Below are 17440 nucleotides of genomic sequence, written 5' to 3' on the forward strand. Positions count from 1 at the left end.
TCTGAAAGCGCAGAAGTGGGAGTAGCTATTCTCGACATTATACTGTCATTCTCGCGTCTACTTACAGCACCCTTCTCCGATAAGACCACTCTTCGAGAGCGAGCCAGGATTGTCCGCGCTGAGCGGGTCTCCACACTGCTCACATTTCGATTTTTCAGTAATTCCGACACCAGTTCCATATGGTAGTCGTAATGACTGAGAATGGTTCCCATCGCAAATGCCGATATCGATTTCTCCCTTCTCAAATGAGACGATGGTTACCGCTGCGGGTTCAATTGTAACGCTGAGAGAATGCCGGTCATACACTTCTCGATGCTTTTCGGGAAATCCTTCATCGCGTGCGGTCGTCAGTTCAGCCTGTTCTTCTTCGAATTCATCGCGCTTGTGCCGCACCCATTTTCGTTCGCGGAGTGCCTCAATACGTTCTTCGTGGTCGGTAGTCTGCTCAATCGTCTCGCTGAGCCGACTGACTTGTTCCTCAAGTGTACTGATCTCCTCTGCGAGTTCGCCGATACGCTGTTCCTGTAGCTGCCGGTATTCGCTCAACTCGACATCGGCAGCCCTGGAGGCTTTCTCCCGCGTCTCCGTGACAATGGGAGCGACTTCCTGCTCAATCGCTTCACGGGCTGTCGCTAACGCAGTGTCAATGCTTTCTGCATCGTAACTCCCTGTGGCAGGCTGGAGCTGAGAGTTATCGAGGGTAGTAGCCTCCAGATATGTCCCGGCGAGTCCATCGAGTATTTCGTTCGTTCTTAGATCGACAGCCACCGGGCGGAGGAGTTCGTGTTGGTACTCGCTCACTGTTTCAATACCAACGTCAAAGAGCACACAAAGCGCCTCACGATCATAGTATGGAGCGAAATCGGCACTTTCGACCGTGAACTCCCCGCCGGTAATCCAGGATGGGAGTGCTATCTCAGTGTTTTCGGTCGTGAAAGCAGTGAAGCCAATCGCCTGTTTCTTCTTTGCCTCTGCCAGCATCTCCTGAACGAACTGACTCTCTGGATGTACTGGAATCTCTCCATTCTCGGACTCACCGGAGTCGCTTCCGAGCAGTAGCGTTGCACCGTTGATATCGAGTATCGTATCTGCCTCCGGGGGAAGCGACACATCCCATTGATCACCGTCGACTGTAATCTCTGCGCCAAGTGCTGAAAGGTACTGCTCGGTGAACTGCTCGACGGCTCGCTCCGTGATCGAGAGCGCTCCATCAGGCATCGCTTGCACCAAGGTCGAATCCCTCGAATACCGTATTGTTGAACTGGTCCACCTTGTCAGCGAGATCTTGCTGCTCTTCGAGGTCGACAGCCATTGTATCGAAGTCATTCTCCAGCTCTACAGCCGAATCCGCGTCGACCAATCGCTCAAATATCTCGTCCTCGAAATTCGTTCCAGACTCTTCGAGACGACTGAGAACGGTACTCAGTTTGCCGACGGTTTGTTGAAACAGGTCGATTTTATCATAGAGGCGCTCGAGGACGTACTCCTCAATCGTATCATTCAGTGCGAGATTAAAGATGTAGACCTCTCGATCTTGTCCGATACGATGGATGCGTCCGATCCGCTGTTCGACTTTCATCGGATTCCATGGCAGGTCATAGTTGACCATGAGATTGCAGAACTGGAGATTTCGTCCTTCGTTCATCGCATCAGTCGAGACGAGTACACCGCCATCGTCGCGAAAGCGTTCGATGATTTCCTCTTTTTCCTCACTGGAGTGACCGCCATGGAATACATGTGTTGTGAAACCCCCCTCGGTGAGCTTCTCGATCAACTCGCGTTGGGTCGCCCGGAACTGGGTGAATACCACTACGCGTCCCTTCTCGATGTTTTCTCTGGCTTCAGAAACAATCTCTAAGAGCCGATCGTGCTTTGTGACTGTATCAATGCTATCGATGAGATCAAGAATTGATTCGAGTTCCGCAGCGTGCGTCAGCTCCGATTGATTATTGAGTTGCTTTTCGATGGTGCCTCGAAGAGCGGCTGGACTGCTCACGACCTCTTTCTGGAGGAGCATCAAGACGAGTTTCTGGCCTTGATTCTCGGCGTATGCACCTTTGACGTACTCCGAAACAGCATCGTACAGCGCACGCTCGTCCGCGGATGGAGTAAACGTTCGCGTATCGATGTTCCGGTCGGTGAAGTCGACGTCAGTCTCAGCGCGCCGATTGCGGATCATCACCTCGCTGAGCCGTCGTTGAAGCTCATCCCGATTGATGAGCGTCTCCTGACCTGAATTCGTGAAGTAATGATGGAACGCATCGCGAGTGCCGAATAATCCTGGTCGGAGCAGCGAGATCACGTTGTAGAGGTCCGTGAGCTCGTTTTGAATCGGCGTCGCAGTGAGGAAAAACGCATAGTCATACCGAAGATCGTTGATCAGAGCATATCGCTCAGTGTCCTCGTTTTTCACGTAGTGGGCTTCGTCGAGCACCACGACATCCCAGTGCCGGTCAAGAACGGTTTCCTTGTAGCGTTCGCTCTTGGCGGTATCGATACTCGCAATGATGTAGTCATGAGCATCGAATCCCCCAAATTCGTCGTCGTAGTTACAGACGAACTGGAGACCAAACTTCTCCAGCAGTTCGCCCTGCCACTGCTTAGCGAGTTGTGCAGGAGTGAGAACGAGGACTGAGTCGTCCGTTCCCCGGGAGCGCATCTCCTTGAGGATCATCCCGACTTCGATGGTCTTCCCGAGACCGACTTCATCGGCAAGCAACGCTGTCCCATTCATCTCGAACAGCGCTTCGTGTGCGGCACTAACCTGGTGTTCCAGTAGTTTGACCGCACCTTCTTCGTCGAGTTCGACAAGTGAGCGTAGCTCCGTATCTGGCTGTCCAGCGTGCAGACGGGCAGCCTGAATCGTCCGAAGGTGCGCTTCTTCCGCTGAATTCGACACATCCTCGTTTTGTTCGTGTGCCTCTTGCTCAACCCGTTGGGGGAGGTCATCGACCTCCTCGTGGTGAATTTCGACGTCCACGAGGTCGTGCCCAGACATTACGCGGAGTTACTGCTTGACAGACGTATAAATCACGTGGCATCCTGTCTATCCTTCCTCTTACAGCGACAATACCTCTGGATTTCTGTTGGTTGGCGGTCCCCGGATTTTATGTACTGTCTGATCCACCCACAACATACGATTCATATGGCCGAAACCGCGCTATCAAGAACGATTTCAGATACGGTTACGCTGAGCCGTGAACTCCGCGAAGAGGGCCAAATTGACGGTCAAGTAAAACTCTACAACGTCGACGAGGACTCGGAATTCGAATCGGATGCTAATCTCTTTTTCGAGCGAACGTTGATGAGTAATGGGTTGCGCGAAGCCCTGACGATTTTGCGGGATTCGTTGACTGGGGATGATCCACGAGGGACTCATATCCTCTATGGTCCCTATGGGAGCGGGAAATCTCACCAGATGGTGGCTCTCTATCACTGCTTCGATGATCCTGCTGCTGCAGCCGATTGGGCTAGCGATTCGGTTGAAGGCTTTGAAGCAGCACTCCCAGAGTCCGCGACGCCAATCACGGTCGCGATGCAGAACGAACAGTACGAGCACCTTTGGGAGCCGTTTTTCGAAGCGCTGGAGTACGATCCTGGCAGCTATGACTCGGGTGGCTACCCTGATATGCAGACAATTCAGGACGCTGTCGGCGATCGGACGATTGCGTTCTTTGTCGACGAGCTCGAAGACTGGTTCGACACGCTTCAAGGCGACCGAAAGAGCGCGAATCAAGGGTTTCTACAGTCTCTCCTCGAATCGACAGCGCTCTCGGACCTCGAACTCTACACTGTTGTTTCAGTGCTCCGTGAGGGTTCCGAGGTCCACAATATCCTGAACAGAGAGCAAGCTGTCGAAGTCAACATGAACAATCAGGTGAACAAGCGTGATGTCCTCCATCACCGCCTGATCGAGGACACCGCGGATAGTGCCGATGAAATCGTCGATGGGTACTATGAAGCCTACGAGCAGTCCGACCACGTTGATCTCCCCGACGATCTGCTGTCGGACATGCACGAACTCTATCCATTCCATCCCGTTCTTCTCGATGCGCTCGAAACGCGGTACTACGCCGACGAGGGCAACCAGAACACGCGCGGGATGATCTACCTCTTCTCGAAAGTCCTCCTTGAGATGCAGGATCAGACGGACCTGATCACACACGGTGATATCGACGCCATCGAGTTTGAGGACGAATTGGCGAAAATCAATTACGAGCGCCTGAACGCGGCAACAGGCGACATCAAAAGTCGAGTCAATGATGACGATGTACCCCACGGACGTCGGATCCTGAATACGATTCTCCTGTATTCACTGAAGCCCAGTGAGGGTGAGGGTGCAGAGGTTTCTGATATCGTTCTAGGAGCGTATCAGACCGACGATCTCGTCTCCGATGTAGTGCTCAATCTTGAACGCCTACACGGTGTTGCGTGGCACCTCCACAAGCTTAACGGGAAATACGCAATCCGCGACCGCCAGAACCCGAACGCACTCATTCGAAATGCAGCGGTTGATGTCTCGGAAACCTCTGCGAAGGCCGAGATAGCGGATTACATAACTGCCATTTTCGGGTCAAATGCGTATCCTGTTGGCTTCCGAACGAACGATATGCAGGACATCTCCGACGACCGCGAGGTAAAGGTCGTCGTGAAAGACGATCAGTGGGCCCAAGAAGAGGTGAAGAATGTTATCACGAACGACGGCCGTGGGCGCGAGTGGCGCAATACACTCGTCTTCATCCAACCATCGGGTGAGAAAGCCATCGAGTCCGGAACCCGTTATATCGACAAAGCACGCTATATCGAAGGATCGAGGCAGGTCCTTGCCGACGAATCCCTTGATGACGAGATCCGTGGCTCAATTCAGGATATGAAAGACCAGGAGGAGCACGAACTCCGTGAGGAACTCCAACTCCTCTACGGTGAGGTTCTCGACGGTGACGACCTCCTCTATGAGTGGGAGAAAGTAGCACCGATGGATCTCGATGTCTACGTTCTGGATGAGGCTGAACTCGACGCGTCAAATATCGCTGACTCCGCGGCGGCGGACCCGTTCGATCTTCAATCGCATATCTGGACCATCGTTGAGGATCTACTGGGCCGACGTGGTGAGATCTCGGTTGAGGAAATCTACGAGCAGTTCCTTCGAGATCCAGAGCTTCCCATTCCCGGAAGCGCAAATGATGTCTTGAATGCAACCGTCGAAGCGCTGGATGACAAACCGGTGCTTGCTCGTGACTCTGGCGGATTCCGCGACGACCTATCGGGGAGTTCTCTCGATACAGTGCTCGTCCAGCAGGACGACGTAGACCTGTGGGGCGTCGATGACATCGAGCAGGAGTTGCGCCAGCGGTTCGGCAGTGGAATGACGGCGCTTGATATCGGCGACTTCGAGTTGGAACTCGTCGAAGATGGAGAAATTTGGATCGACGGCGACAGTCACGATGTCGTGATGCGTGCAATCGGTCGGCTGAACCGCGAGGAACAGTACGCTATCGTGCGCGGGAATGAGATTCTCAACAAGCCCCAATCCGACGCGGCGCTGCGCGATGTCGGTAGCGCGACCGTCGTCGGTGCGGCCTATCTAGAGGACCGTATTGAAGAGCAGGTAGATGATGGTGACGCGAATCTCGATACGATCATCGGCGAGATTCGCGCTAATGAAAGCGTGTTCCTGCCGCCCGATGAAACCGAATCCGCTGTCCGCGAAGCGGTCAACGGGTTCTTGATGGACGATTATGTGCTCGAAGTCAGTGGTCGGTATCTGGGGTCGCTTGGCGATCGAGATCCGACATCGGTGACGATTGTCCCGACCGTTTCCAACCGGATCGGTGACCAGATTCTGGAGTATATTGAGAGTTTAGAGGCTGGTGACCAGTTCACTGTGAACAATGTGGCTGACCGGTTCGACAGTAGCGTCACCGAGTACATGGTGCGGACGTTCCTCTTGGAAAACATCGGGAAGGACGACGAACCCGAGTACGTTGTCAACACGACCGGCTCGGATAGAGCCTCTGACTGGACGCCTGGCTATCCGTTTCGGAAGGCCGACGCTGATGCCGAGACGTGGCACTTCGAGTTCAACGGTGACGATGTCGCCGCAATGCGAAGTAAGTGGCGAGATACCCATCAGACGGGAGCCGTCGAATACGGTGACGTCACCTTCATGTTGCCCGACAGAGATGGTGTTCCAAGTGCCCTTCAGGAAACTGCCGATGTCGAGCGAACACAGGTGAGTTTGACGTTGCGATCCGAGCAGGACTACACGAAGGTACAGGATCTGTTCGAGCAAATGCCGGACGAGGCGTCGAGCCTGAAAATCGAAATCAGCTTCCAGAAATGAGTCAAGATTCACAACAGACGGAGGAAAGTGTTCGAAAGAAACTGCCGATTGAGAACGGTTTCCCTATTGAACAACTCAATGATATAGCAGAAAAGGAGGGATATGGAGGCGCTCGCCAATGGTACCGCCCCATCTATACGATGCACAAGTGGTGGGCTCGTCGTCTTGGGAGCGTTTTCCGTTCCATTTCGCTTCACGCTCTTTTGGATAACCCGAATGACGTAGAGGTATTTGATCCCAGCCAGAATGTTCAACTCAGTGACTATCAAACAGGCGATTTGGATATTCAAGAACTTATAGATTCGGTTTCCCATGAGCGGCCTGACTCTCTTTGGTCTCTCTATCCAAAAGACGTTCAGATACAGGATAAAAAAATACTAGACCCATTTATGGGTGGTGGGACATCAATAGTAGAAGCGTCTAGGTTTGGTGTAGAATGTCATGGGCGTGATTTGAATCCTGTTGCTTGGTTTGTTACCAAGAAGGAGATGGATACTGGATCAACAGATGTTAATTCTCTTAAAAATGACTATAAAACGATAGAAGATTCCATTTCGGACAGGCTCAAAAGTTATTATAAGACTCCTTGTCCGAATCACTCAGAAGATCACGATGCTGATGTAATGAACAGTTTCTGGGCCAAACAGATAGACTGCGTCTCTTGCAATGAAACGGTCTCACTATTTGGGGACTATCGGGTTGCAAAAGGACGATATGAGAATGACGATAAATATCACATATTCTGCCCGGACTGTGAATCGATTGTTCTAATTGAGGATTGGCAAAGCGAGTCTACTTGTGGGGACTGTGGGCATACATTTGTTCCGAAGGAAGGGACGGTTAGTGGAAGCAAATACACTTGCAGGAATTGTGGCCAGAAGTATGGAATTACAGATGCAATAGAAGAACAGGGTGGATATGATCTCAAATATTATGCAATCGAATACCACTGTGCTACGTGTGACGATCAGCACGGTTACGACAAGTCTGAGGTGAAAGGTTATCGGCCAGTGAGAGAAGAAGACAGAGAGCTCTTCAGGAAGGCCAAAGAGGAGTGGGAATCAAGCCCAGAACTACACGAATATGTGCCCTCCGAAGACATTCCGGAAGGACATATGACGGCTGTTCGGAATCCTCTATTTGATCACGGTTATGAAAAATGGGCTGATATGTTCAATGAACGTCAGCTACTTTGTCTCAGCACACTTCTCTGTGAAATTGATGGTCTGGAGAATCAGAACTCAAAGGAATTCCTATTATTAGCGCTAACAGACTGTCTACGAAGGAACACGATGATGATTGGCTACAGCCAAGTGGCCAATCAGGTAAGTGATCTGTTTAGAACGAATGCATTTGATCCTCCAACACGTCCTACTGAAAGTAATGTTTGGGGTGCTGAATATGGTACAGGAACCTTTGAATCGACGTGGGAAATGGTGATCCGAGGCGTCGAATGGGGGAACGCTCCCACAGAGAGATATATTGAATACCCAGATTCAGATGAGTATCCCCGAGTACCAAGGAATAGTTCACTCAGTTCACCTGAGACAACTGAGACCGAGACGTTCAGCCACGCTGTTGGCGAAAACGTCAGCCCAGAAGATATCAAACAGGGTGATATCCGAGATGTTGATGCTGAGAACGAGTACGACGCGATACTCACCGATCCGCCATACTATGATAACATCATTTATTCAGAAATATCTGATTTCTTTTATGTTTGGCAAAAGATACTCCTCGAAGAGGAGTACGAGTGGTTTGAGGGAGATCGGACTCCGAATGAGGAAAGTATCGTTGCGAATCCTTTCCTCGGTAAAGACGAAGAATCATTCGAAGCGGAACTAAATCAGGCGTTTTCAGTCCTACATACTGCACTAAAGCAGGATGGTGTTCTCGCATTCACGTATCATCATAGTGATTCAGAGTCGTGGGGAGAACTATTGGAATCCCTTTGTGACTCTGGTTTCGAGGTGACTGCTACGTATCCAATAACTGCAGATATTAGCAAATTCATTGAGGGTGAAGCTGTTTCTTTCGACATTGTTGTCGTCGCTCGCCCAGTCGGTGAAATAGAGCCATCCTCGTGGAACTCCCTCCGCCGCGATATCTACCGCACGGCCCGCCGAACCCGCAAACAACTCGAAGAGAACCGTGACCTCTCCCGCGGCGACATCGGCGTGATGGAGATGGGCGCGTGTTTCCGCGAGTACTCGAAGCACCACGGGAAGGTGCAGCGCGACGGCGAAATCATGTCCGCGAAGGAGGTCGTCCAAGAGATCTACGGCATCATCCAGGAGGCCAGTGACATTGGCGTCGAAGACGTGTTTATCGACTTGCTCGACACGTCGAACGTCTCCTACGACGACGTGAACAAGCTCTCTCGCGGGACAAACGCCAAACCAGAAGAACTCAAGGAAACGCGTCTCTACAACCAGGACGACGGCTTCGAACTCGGAACGTGGGATAACGAGAAGCGCCAGGCGTACATCCAAGAGCGCGTCAACGGCGACGGCGGCGACCACCTCTCGAACCTTGACAAGCTCCAGTTCCTCCGCTACCGCTACGAGAAGGGGCAGGCTGTGCAGAACTACGTTGAGAAATGGGACATCGATGACGACCTGCGCGAACTCGCCGGGCGGCTCGCCGACGTGACCGGCGACGATACCTATACCCGAGTGCTCGGCGACCGCGACATTACGAGTTACTAAGCATGGCAGGTCCAGGCCAAATCCCCGGATACAACCTCATCATCGAAGGAGAGTACGAGACGTTCGACCATCAGATGCCGGTTGAGGAATTCATTCAGTGTCTCCAGAAGGATACTGTTCCTGATCAGGTGAGTGTCGTCGGACTCGGAGAGGCCTACCAAGATGGCGACAAAGCGCGTGAACTATCCGATGAGATGGATAGCCGAGCGAACGATCTCGAATACCAGAATCCAACAGTACAATTCATCATCGAAGGCTCGTTCCACCGCCAAGGCAAAACCTACGACCTTCGCTACAAGGACGAACTCTACTCGCTACAGGACGTCTTTGGTCCGCAACTTGAGCGAAAAGAGCAGGGGGACTGGTTGGTAGCTCCGTTCTGAAACAGGACGATGTAGTCGGGGCACGGATCGATCCCGAATGCTTGTTCACAGCAGCTTCAAGGGCCCTTCTTTCTCTACGTCTCTGCTCGTCTCTTCGACAAAATAGAGATCTACCGATTCCTCACCGTTCTCACGGCGAAACACAGGTACGCAGGTTGTCGTAGACGATGGTCGGCTCTCGCATCGCACTTTGATTTGTTCGCGGAGCCACTCTCCGTTCTGCTCCAACCCGTTTCGGTTGTTGACCTCTATTGAAAGTTCGTCGGCAGCTCGCTTGAGGACTCGGAGTGTGAACAGCCGTATGTTCCCGAAATCGAATGGGCCATTCGGGTCGGCAATCCGGTCGAGAGCACTCTCGCTCACTCCATCGAGGCAGAGAGCGTTCTCGCTGACCGCTCGGGATACTTCGAGCGTAGGGTACTCTTCAGCAAGCACTCGATGGATGAACTCGTGAACTGCCTTATTGTAAGTATCGAGCGAGAACTCCTCAGCGGGTGAGATCACCTGTAGCTCTGCGTTCGTCTGAACGACTTGTCTCTGCACGGGTTCTAAGAGTGGACAGAGAAAGCCGAGTCGGTCAGTATTGAGAAGATACGCATAACTGAACAACCGTGACCGGGCCGAAGAGTCGGTTACTGGACTGTGCCCTTCGGCGTAGTACTTCGAGTCAAGCACCGCTATCGTGTCGTCGCCCCGCTCGATGGCGTGGTCGGGCTGGTGGTAGATATTCGTCTCACCCTCGAACGGTTCGACTTTCGGTGAACGGGTCGCTGAGACGTTCGTCGTCGTCTCAAGCACGTCATATTCTTGGATACGCTCAAGCTGAGAGGAAATGACGACCTGAGAGTATTGCTCGAACAGCGACTCCATGTTCAGTACGTAGTCGATAGAGAGTTCCTGCGCTCCACCACTCATTGGCGTTCCAATCGAGGAGGAGATGATCGCCTTCGCAACGTCGACAGCACGTTCGTAGTAGTGGCGCTGTTTGGGGAGATCGTTCAACAGGAACGCACGGTACTCCGGCAAGCGTCGAATGTCACTCGTGACGCCCAACTGTTCGAGGTGGTCGACCTCGCGTTGAATCTGGGAGAAGATGTGCCGATATGCCGGGTAATCGTACTGTTCGGAGTGCTCGCGGAACAACTGGAGCAGAATCGTCCCCGCATAGTGTAGCAACGAATTCACGGGGTTGTCGTGCTCGATCTCGTTGACCACACAGTGCTGGGCGAGACGGCCTTCAGCGTGGTTGACGAGAGTCTGACCGACATCAATCCGACCGCGTGGTTCTTCGAGATCAACGCGCTGGGTAACCACATCCCGAACGAATCCTCGGCGGTGGATTGTCTCGATTCCTTGGAGGTAGTTCGTAGCGAGAATTGGGAAGATGTCTTCGAGGTCAATGTCGTCCGCGAGGAAGCGCTCGATGGGGACACCGTGGTAGTCGACCGTGCGCCCGCGGTTGTACACCGCCAGCAGCATATCGAGGACGGACTGCCACGGCAGTTTGGGTTTGATATTGAGCTTGGCTTCAGCAGTGAGACTGATCCGCCCGACGACATCGTTGGCTGATACCTGTATTTCTGTACCGCTGACGGTCACTTCGACGACTTCGATAGCGTCTCGATCATCGAGCGGGCGCTGTGTCTTGATGAACGTGTTCGCTGACTCTTCGTCGAATTGTGCCTGCCGAAGACGATCCGTGATTGTCTCTGGACACTCCTCAATGACGATCTCGCCGTGCTCGGGGATGTCGAAAGTGTCTGGCCCGTAGGTGTATCTGTCCGGAGCGGTGCTCATGTCCCCATGCGGCGTTGCTCTTCTTCGACTTGGCGTGCCGCCAAATCCGCTGCTGGCGCGAGGTTGTAGTCCTCGAACTCTTCATCGAGGGCATTGTAGTGTTCCTTGATTTGCTCGATCTGTGGGTATGCTGCTGCGTTCAGCAATCGTGGGACAATGTAGGTCCGGAATGCTTGTCCGATCGCTTCTCCCGGATCGTCCATATAGAGCTTATCGTCCTGAAGTGCTTTACCGAGAAAGACAGCGATATCGCGATAGTGCATCGGCCCGAACCGCATGATCGACCCGCGGGTGGAGGTACGCGACCCCTCGTTGATGCCCCGATAGTCCTGCTCGAATAGTTCGAACAGGGTATCCTCGTCGATCAACGGAATGTCGCCAAGGAATTGATCGATCCAGTCGTTGAACAGCGTCGCACGGTTGTCCTCGCTGTATTCGTCGATCTCGATCATAGCGAAGCGTCGTGTGATAGCGTTATCGAGCTCGTTGACGGTTCGATCGGACATGTTCATCGTACAGATAATACTCACCCGTGGATCGAGCTCGATCGGATCACCGTCGTCCGTCTCGATGAGGGTTTGGTGACGATTTTCGATAGCTGTGTAGAGTGGGCCGAAGATTTGTGAGATGTCCGCTCGGGTTATCTCATCGATAATCACCGAGTAGTCGATGTCGTATTCCTGGGCTTTCTTGGCCGCATCCGTCACACAGCCGAGCTCTGTACGGTAATTGAGTCGCCCTCCGACGCCACTATGTGAGAGATCCGGTCCGATTCCGCCGATGATTTCTTTGGCTGTCCACGACGGATCGGCCGTGCTTAGCGTGTAAGTGGTACTCTGATCCAAAGCAAGCTGCTTAGCAAATGTCGTCTTGCCGGTCCCAGTTGGACCGTAGAGTACGACTGGTTTTCCCACCTGCAAGGCAGTGACGGCGTTTTTGTAGGCAGTTTCAGGGACGAGAACGTCGCTCGGGGTATTGTCTTGGCGAGTGCTGACGAGCTGCTTGAGATCGTGCGAAGCTTTTGGGGATCTTAGAATAGCACGTCGGATTTGTCCAATACCTCGCTCACCCTCGTGGTAGACATCGAGTTTCTGTTCCCGGATAAGGTAGTTTAAGACTTCATCGCTTTCGGCATCCTTGATTGCACTGACGACCTTGTTCGAGACTTCACGGAGAACGCTCAGTTCATTCTGGGCGTCCTCTACCGTATAACTACTTGTCGAGGAGCTCATTTTGACGAGATTCATAGCCTACGCACTAAACTCTATCCAGTAGAGAACGGACCGCTTCTGAATGAGTTCGGCCATGTCACTCTCCTCTTTCGACCAACCGAATACGAATGGGCCAAGCAAGAATGGGCACGATGTGTCGAAATGACCACCAACCCTGTAGAACATCTGTTTCTATACAACACGTTGGATGCCAGATATTACTCTAGAAACAGTTCTGCGATGATATCGGGATGCTCGGACAATTTTTCTTTGATTTCCGGGCCGGACCAGATTCGGAGATAGTGAACGCTTTTGGATTGTAGGGTCCCTGCCTCAAATTCGGATTCCAGATCACCACTCGTTTTTACAGTCCCAATAATCACACCACGGCAATCGTGTCGCTCTGCCTTTCGGCATGATTTTTCTACTTGTCTATCATTTATCGCGCTGCCCTCATTGTTGAACTTGGCTTGAACCAATACTCTGGTTTCACGTCCTCCAAGATCGATTGAGCAGAACCCATCTTTCCCTTGGTCAGGCCCACTTCCTCCCCATTTTCCGTTAAAATAATCCCCATCTCTTTTCATAAGTCGAAAAAGAATTTTCTCAAAATCGCCACCTTCCGGATCCAACCGATCCCAGTCTACAAGGCGTTTTCTTTTTTCGTTGATATTTTCTATAAAATCTTTGCGTGATGTCTCATCAACGAATTCTGGCAATTTTTCTAAAGGTAATACAATCGTGCTGCCTGCTCTGTCGGAGAAAACCATGTCGTTTTCGTCAGGGACGAATACTATCGACTTATAAGGAAGCGTGGCTGTCTCAATCGATGATGATGATTCCTTGAGAAAAAGATCATAATCCTCCTCTATTTTCAGATCTAACTGGGAATCTACTATCACCCGATATCCTTTCTTTTCTTCGATCGAATCTGCCGATTGTTGTGTTTGCAAACATATCTTTTCACCTGGAGAGATAGTGTGCCAGTTATTGCAAGTTCCGCACTTGAATCTGACCACTTTCTTTATCCAATCTGTTTGTTCGCAAAAATCTAATTGTTCTTCGTTTATATCCTCTTGCTCAATAAATCCGCCATGTAGACCTAGCTCTAGAATAGAAAGAGTAACTGAGGGAGATGAAAGGTTCTCCTTAGATATTTGCATTGTTGACATTATTCCAAATGAACTCGGATATTTGTCGGTGTTTGTCCGGCGTTATTTTTTGGTCAAAAATCCTGTATGAGTTATCATCCGCTGACAACTGGAAACTGATACGGCCAATCGTATCTGAGTTGAATACCATGTTTCCATAGTTGTGCGGGCGATGATTCGGATATTCATCATCGTCCCGGACATCCGAGTCAGATGTCCAACTTGACTCCGCAGTCCCATCTTTACTGGCATGAGGGATAGTCATGAAATCTGGATGATTCATGAAATATCTAATTATGGAATCGGTGATATCCAAATCATCCGATTCTGCGTTCAATACGGTTTCATTACCAAAAATCCGCTCAATGTAGTTGAGCACTTTTTCACGATCCTTATGGCGGTCATTTCTCCCGCGAAGTTCGATCACACCATCATCAAGATGTAATCGGCAATCAAGCTTTCTTATATCAGGGAAGTTTACAAATTCTCCCATCCTTTCATGGAATACTTTATCTTCCTTAGCCTTAATCCAAAATTCAAAATAAATGTGGTTTTTATCCTCAAAATGTATAAACCGAACTTGAGGATGTTCCTCTAAAACATCCCAAATGTTTCTTCCTACCTCGGAGAGCGCTGCCTCAGCGCCTTCCCCGCCTTCTTCGATCATCCGGTTTCTCAGCTGTTCTACAGTATGTTGCCCATTTTGTAAGATAGTAGCTATTTCATGATCTTCGTTGAAGGAACACGGAATTGGGTGGGTTTCTAAGTTTGAATTCCCCATAGCAACAGAGTAGTATAGCAATTCACGATATGATCTCTCCATCAATTCCTCTTCACTTACAACCTCACTATTCTCTTTAAGATACTCCCAATGATCTCGCCCTTCCTTCATCTGGAGTCGTAGTATATCCTTCCCTTCGTTAATCAGTTCCTCAACAGTATTTTCAGTATAATCTTCATGCATAGAGGTCACGTCTTCGAACTGGCGAAGAGGAAGACAACCCTTAAGATAGGAAATTTGTTCATCTACTCCCAGATCACGGAACATGAGAACTATTTCTTGGGTAAGTCTCTTAATAGTTGTCGTGAGAACGATTGATTCTCAGGCCTCTCGCTGGTAGTGAACCGCCCAGTGCGAGGCCCCGACAGGCTTGCATCGGCGTCCGAAGCCACCTGACGACCGCTTCGAGCGCTAATCACACCTTCGGGCCGAGTAACCGTGGTTCTGGGCCGTGGCATTGCGTTGGCTGTGGGTGAGGGCGGGGCTGCGGATAAATCTACGTGTGCTTATTGAACTAAGCACGAGTAAACCGGGGATCTGCCAAATCCGTCGATTTCGGCCATCTTGAGCACAGTAGCTCCTGAAGTACCGATCATAAACTATAGAACGCTATATACACAATGCTATCAGTTGGAAGATGAGACTACAGCGGGTATAGATGGTCTGTGATGCATGATCACTGTGGAATTGCGGGATTGGTAGTTGCTGAGTCGGGGTCGAGTGTTCGATTCGTGTTGATGATCTGAATGGAGCCTCATCTGAGAGGCACGCTGGAGAAAGCTGTGGCTCAGACTGCGGCTTTCGGCCGAACTACTGAGTGCTATCCGACTCCGGTTCGCTTCTGCAACAGCGTCAGTGTATTGTTGACTGTCACAATGAGCGAATGCTTGTATTCATCGGTCAACTGCACCTGCACGAGCAGATCGATCGCACGCCTGATTGAGTATAGCAGACAGGCGAACGCGAAGTAGAAGAACCGTAGTCCGAAATGCTTCGAGATCGTCGAAGCCATGAATCGTTTGACCGATCTGTAGCAGCGCGACTTAGGAGTCATAGCCACGTTGGTGCTAATAGCAAAACGTCCAAGCTGGGCAGAGATTGGCCCACTATTGAAAGAAGTATTACTTAAAGAGCGTGACAGTATAGATTACGTTCCTCGCCAATATTTCCAGAGGTAGGATAGATCACTGGGATATAACAGTTTCACGATCTCACGCATGTTCCCATCGTTAATATCCGAAAGAATATCTCGAGGAAGCTTGTTTAGGTCCTGCATGAGCCGGTCGTACCGTTCGTTTGAGGCAAGATATAGCAACCTCATCATCATTAAACGACGGTCTTGTCTGGGTGCTACTTGATCCATCCATAGGTCGTCGTAAACTGTCATCTCCTCAGCAGAGGTGTCGATTTTCCTCGTCAGACAACGATCGGCTGTCATTGCAGCTGCTCGAGCCGATTTCATACACTTGTAGATTCCCTGTCCCCAGATAGGATCAACTGATGGCACAGTATCACCAATCGCCATGAATGAGTCGGTACTCATCGATCCAGGAAATTGTACATGTGCCGAACCCCGCACTTGATTATCTGCGACTCGTCTGGCGTTCTTGAAACGTGGATCAGTATCAAGCCAATGTTCGAGATGGCCGTCAACGGTGCGATTTTGGGTGGCGTGCTCTCGATAGCGCTCGTTCTGGATGTGACAGATTCCGACTTTTGCTCTGTCCCCACCGGTGTGGAAAATCCACGAGTATCCCCCAGGGGCGTATCTGTGATCCAACCGCAACATCATCGCGTCGGTGAGGTCAGCAAAATCGGGATGGTCGAGATCGACACCCTCAAAGAAGTATTCGATACCAATCGCGTGGTTCTTTCGCTCAAGATTGGCTATCCCCAGATCTTTGGCCAGTGGTGCAGCCGGGCCCGTAGCATCAATGATGATTTCGCCAGAGACCTCCTGATCACTATTATAACGGATACCGACAAGATCACCATCTTCGACGATTGGGTCACGAACACGAGCATCAAACCGATACTCAGCACCCTTGTGGCGGCCATCCTCAACAAGGAACTCCTTGAACGCCTCATAATCCAAGACGAAGCCTGGCTGGCCTTGGACGAAATGCTCATTTGGAGATTCGAGAACCACTGATTCAGTCGCGTGCATGACTGTGTCGTCCGGGATGCCGAAAGAGGTCATCATCGACGCAAACGTTCCGCCAGTGGATTTGTTGCTTTGAGCCGGGAACTCACCTTCTGCTTCGGTTTCCAGAACGACGACCTCGTAGCCGCGCTCAGCCAGATCTCGCGCACACTGTGCCCCCGCTGGGCCTGCCCCAGCGATAATCACATCATAACTATCGGGCATTGCTGGTACACAAATGTGCAAACACGGGCGAAAAGATGTTGAAACACAGTGGCACTTTTCGGCTGTTTCTCATACATGATGAGTTTTAGACATTCTTACAGGGCAGACATCTGTGACACGACTGTAACACAGTAGACGCCGCCAATAATGAGGGATATTCCGAGGAGGCCCGCCAAATCGACTGGCTCGTCAAACACAACGGCACCGATTCCTGCCACACCGACGATCCCCAACGCAGCCCACGTCCCATAGACGACACCGATGGGTAATTCATCTAACGCCAGGGAGAGAAGATAGAACGCCGCTCCGTACCCGAGGACAACACCAATACTTGGAATCGATTGTGAAAATCCCTCGGAGAGTTTGAGGGCAGTTGTCCCGATTAGTTCGGAGAGTATTGCACCAGCGAGCAGCATGTACGGATGCATATCGCTATATCCCGAAGTCTTCGATATACGCCTATTGAAACAAAACAGCACTTACAATTCGTTTGGGTGCCCAACAACAATTGATGACGGTACTGGGCGAACTTGGGCTCTCAAGTTACGAGGAGAAGGTCTGTCTCTTATACACATCTCCGAGCCCACGAGACCGAGGCTGATCTCGTATGCCGTCTTCTGCTTGAAAAAAAAAAAAGCGCGCTGAGCGGAGCCGACACACATCTACTGTGCCGGACCATCAAGGAAGCTACAACACGC

At 51.1% G+C, this 17440-nt stretch carries 11 protein-coding genes and 1 pseudogene; 3 read left to right on the forward strand and 9 right to left on the reverse strand.

The window, feature by feature from the left end:
• Nucleotides 1–57: 57 nt before the first annotated feature.
• Together ACP97_RS02835 and ACP97_RS02840 are read right to left on the reverse strand one after the other, a co-directional pair.
• Entirely contained in the window at nucleotides 58–1218 is a 1161-nt protein-coding gene (locus tag ACP97_RS02835) for a hypothetical protein (protein WP_049996319.1), read from the reverse strand.
• Entirely contained in the window at nucleotides 1211–2998 is a 1788-nt protein-coding gene (locus ACP97_RS02840) for a DEAD/DEAH box helicase (protein ID WP_049996320.1), read from the reverse strand. Before ACP97_RS02840 ends, ACP97_RS02835 begins: the two co-directional genes overlap by 8 nt.
• Nucleotides 2999–3145: 147 nt before the next feature.
• On the opposite strand from ACP97_RS02840, the gene ACP97_RS02845 reads away from it, so the two are divergent.
• The 3 genes from ACP97_RS02845 to ACP97_RS02855 are packed head-to-tail and all read left to right on the forward strand — an operon-like array spanning nucleotide 3146 to nucleotide 9434.
• Nucleotides 3146–6343, forward strand: a complete 3198-nt coding sequence (locus ACP97_RS02845; protein WP_049996321.1) for an AAA family ATPase — start codon at nucleotides 3146–3148, stop codon at nucleotides 6341–6343.
• A complete protein-coding gene (locus ACP97_RS02850; protein ID WP_049996322.1) occupies nucleotides 6340–9051 on the forward strand; it encodes a DUF1156 domain-containing protein in 2712 nt (903 codons plus the stop codon). The genes ACP97_RS02845 and ACP97_RS02850 overlap by 4 nt, the downstream gene beginning before the upstream one ends.
• A gap of 2 nt (nucleotides 9052–9053) precedes the next feature.
• Nucleotides 9054–9434: a hypothetical protein gene (locus ACP97_RS02855; protein ID WP_049996323.1), complete on the forward strand. Its 381-nt coding sequence runs from the start codon at nucleotides 9054–9056 to the stop codon at nucleotides 9432–9434.
• 45 nt (nucleotides 9435–9479) lie between these two features.
• Here ACP97_RS02855 and ACP97_RS02860 read toward each other — a convergent pair whose 3' ends face one another.
• The 7 genes and pseudogenes from ACP97_RS02860 to ACP97_RS02890 form a co-directional block, all read right to left on the reverse strand.
• Nucleotides 9480–11231, reverse strand: coding sequence for a 5-methylcytosine restriction system specificity protein McrC (locus ACP97_RS02860; RefSeq protein ID WP_049996324.1), 1752 nt, complete (start codon nucleotides 11229–11231; stop codon nucleotides 9480–9482).
• Nucleotides 11228–12463, reverse strand: coding sequence for an AAA family ATPase (locus tag ACP97_RS02865; protein ID WP_049996342.1), 1236 nt, complete (start codon nucleotides 12461–12463; stop codon nucleotides 11228–11230). The genes ACP97_RS02860 and ACP97_RS02865 overlap by 4 nt, the downstream gene beginning before the upstream one ends.
• Before the next feature lie 197 nt (nucleotides 12464–12660).
• Nucleotides 12661–13614, reverse strand: coding sequence for a restriction endonuclease (locus tag ACP97_RS02870; protein WP_079977524.1), 954 nt, complete (start codon nucleotides 13612–13614; stop codon nucleotides 12661–12663).
• Nucleotides 13592–14641 (reverse strand): hypothetical protein, encoded by a 1050-nt coding sequence (locus ACP97_RS19675; RefSeq protein ID WP_049996326.1) that lies wholly within the window; start codon nucleotides 14639–14641, stop codon nucleotides 13592–13594. Before ACP97_RS19675 ends, ACP97_RS02870 begins: the two co-directional genes overlap by 23 nt.
• A gap of 553 nt (nucleotides 14642–15194) precedes the next feature.
• Nucleotides 15195–15407: pseudogene (locus ACP97_RS20710) on the reverse strand (transposase); the annotation flags it as partial.
• A gap of 114 nt (nucleotides 15408–15521) precedes the next feature.
• Complete coding sequence (locus ACP97_RS02885; protein ID WP_049996328.1) at nucleotides 15522–16742, reverse strand: digeranylgeranylglycerophospholipid reductase; 1221 nt, start codon at nucleotides 16740–16742, stop codon at nucleotides 15522–15524.
• 95 nt (nucleotides 16743–16837) lie between these two features.
• Nucleotides 16838–17170, reverse strand: a complete 333-nt coding sequence (locus tag ACP97_RS02890; RefSeq protein WP_049996329.1) for a DMT family transporter — start codon at nucleotides 17168–17170, stop codon at nucleotides 16838–16840.
• Nucleotides 17171–17440 lie beyond the last annotated feature (270 nt).

It is taken from the genome of Halococcus sediminicola, assembly GCF_000755245.1.
GTDB lineage: Archaea > Halobacteriota > Halobacteria > Halobacteriales > Halococcaceae > Halococcus > Halococcus sediminicola.

Excerpts from the sequence above, each read along its gene's own strand:
- ACP97_RS02835 (WP_049996319.1), bottom strand. The coding sequence starts at position 1,218 with ATGCCTGATGGAGCGCTCTCGATCACGGAGCGAGCCGTCGAGCAGTTC.
- ACP97_RS02840 (WP_049996320.1), bottom strand. The coding sequence starts at position 2,998 with ATGTCTGGGCACGACCTCGTGGACGTCGAAATTCACCACGAGGAGGTC.
- ACP97_RS02845 (WP_049996321.1), top strand. The coding sequence starts at position 3,146 with ATGGCCGAAACCGCGCTATCAAGAACGATTTCAGATACGGTTACGCTG.
- ACP97_RS02850 (WP_049996322.1), top strand. The coding sequence starts at position 6,340 with ATGAGTCAAGATTCACAACAGACGGAGGAAAGTGTTCGAAAGAAACTG.
- ACP97_RS02855 (WP_049996323.1), top strand. The coding sequence starts at position 9,054 with ATGGCAGGTCCAGGCCAAATCCCCGGATACAACCTCATCATCGAAGGA.
- ACP97_RS02860 (WP_049996324.1), bottom strand. The coding sequence starts at position 11,231 with ATGAGCACCGCTCCGGACAGATACACCTACGGGCCAGACACTTTCGAC.
- ACP97_RS02865 (WP_049996342.1), bottom strand. The coding sequence starts at position 12,463 with ATGAGCTCCTCGACAAGTAGTTATACGGTAGAGGACGCCCAGAATGAA.
- ACP97_RS02870 (WP_079977524.1), bottom strand. The coding sequence starts at position 13,614 with ATGTCAACAATGCAAATATCTAAGGAGAACCTTTCATCTCCCTCAGTT.
- ACP97_RS19675 (WP_049996326.1), bottom strand. The coding sequence starts at position 14,641 with ATGTTCCGTGATCTGGGAGTAGATGAACAAATTTCCTATCTTAAGGGT.
- ACP97_RS02885 (WP_049996328.1), bottom strand. The coding sequence starts at position 16,742 with ATGCCCGATAGTTATGATGTGATTATCGCTGGGGCAGGCCCAGCGGGG.
- ACP97_RS02890 (WP_049996329.1), bottom strand. The coding sequence starts at position 17,170 with ATGCATCCGTACATGCTGCTCGCTGGTGCAATACTCTCCGAACTAATC.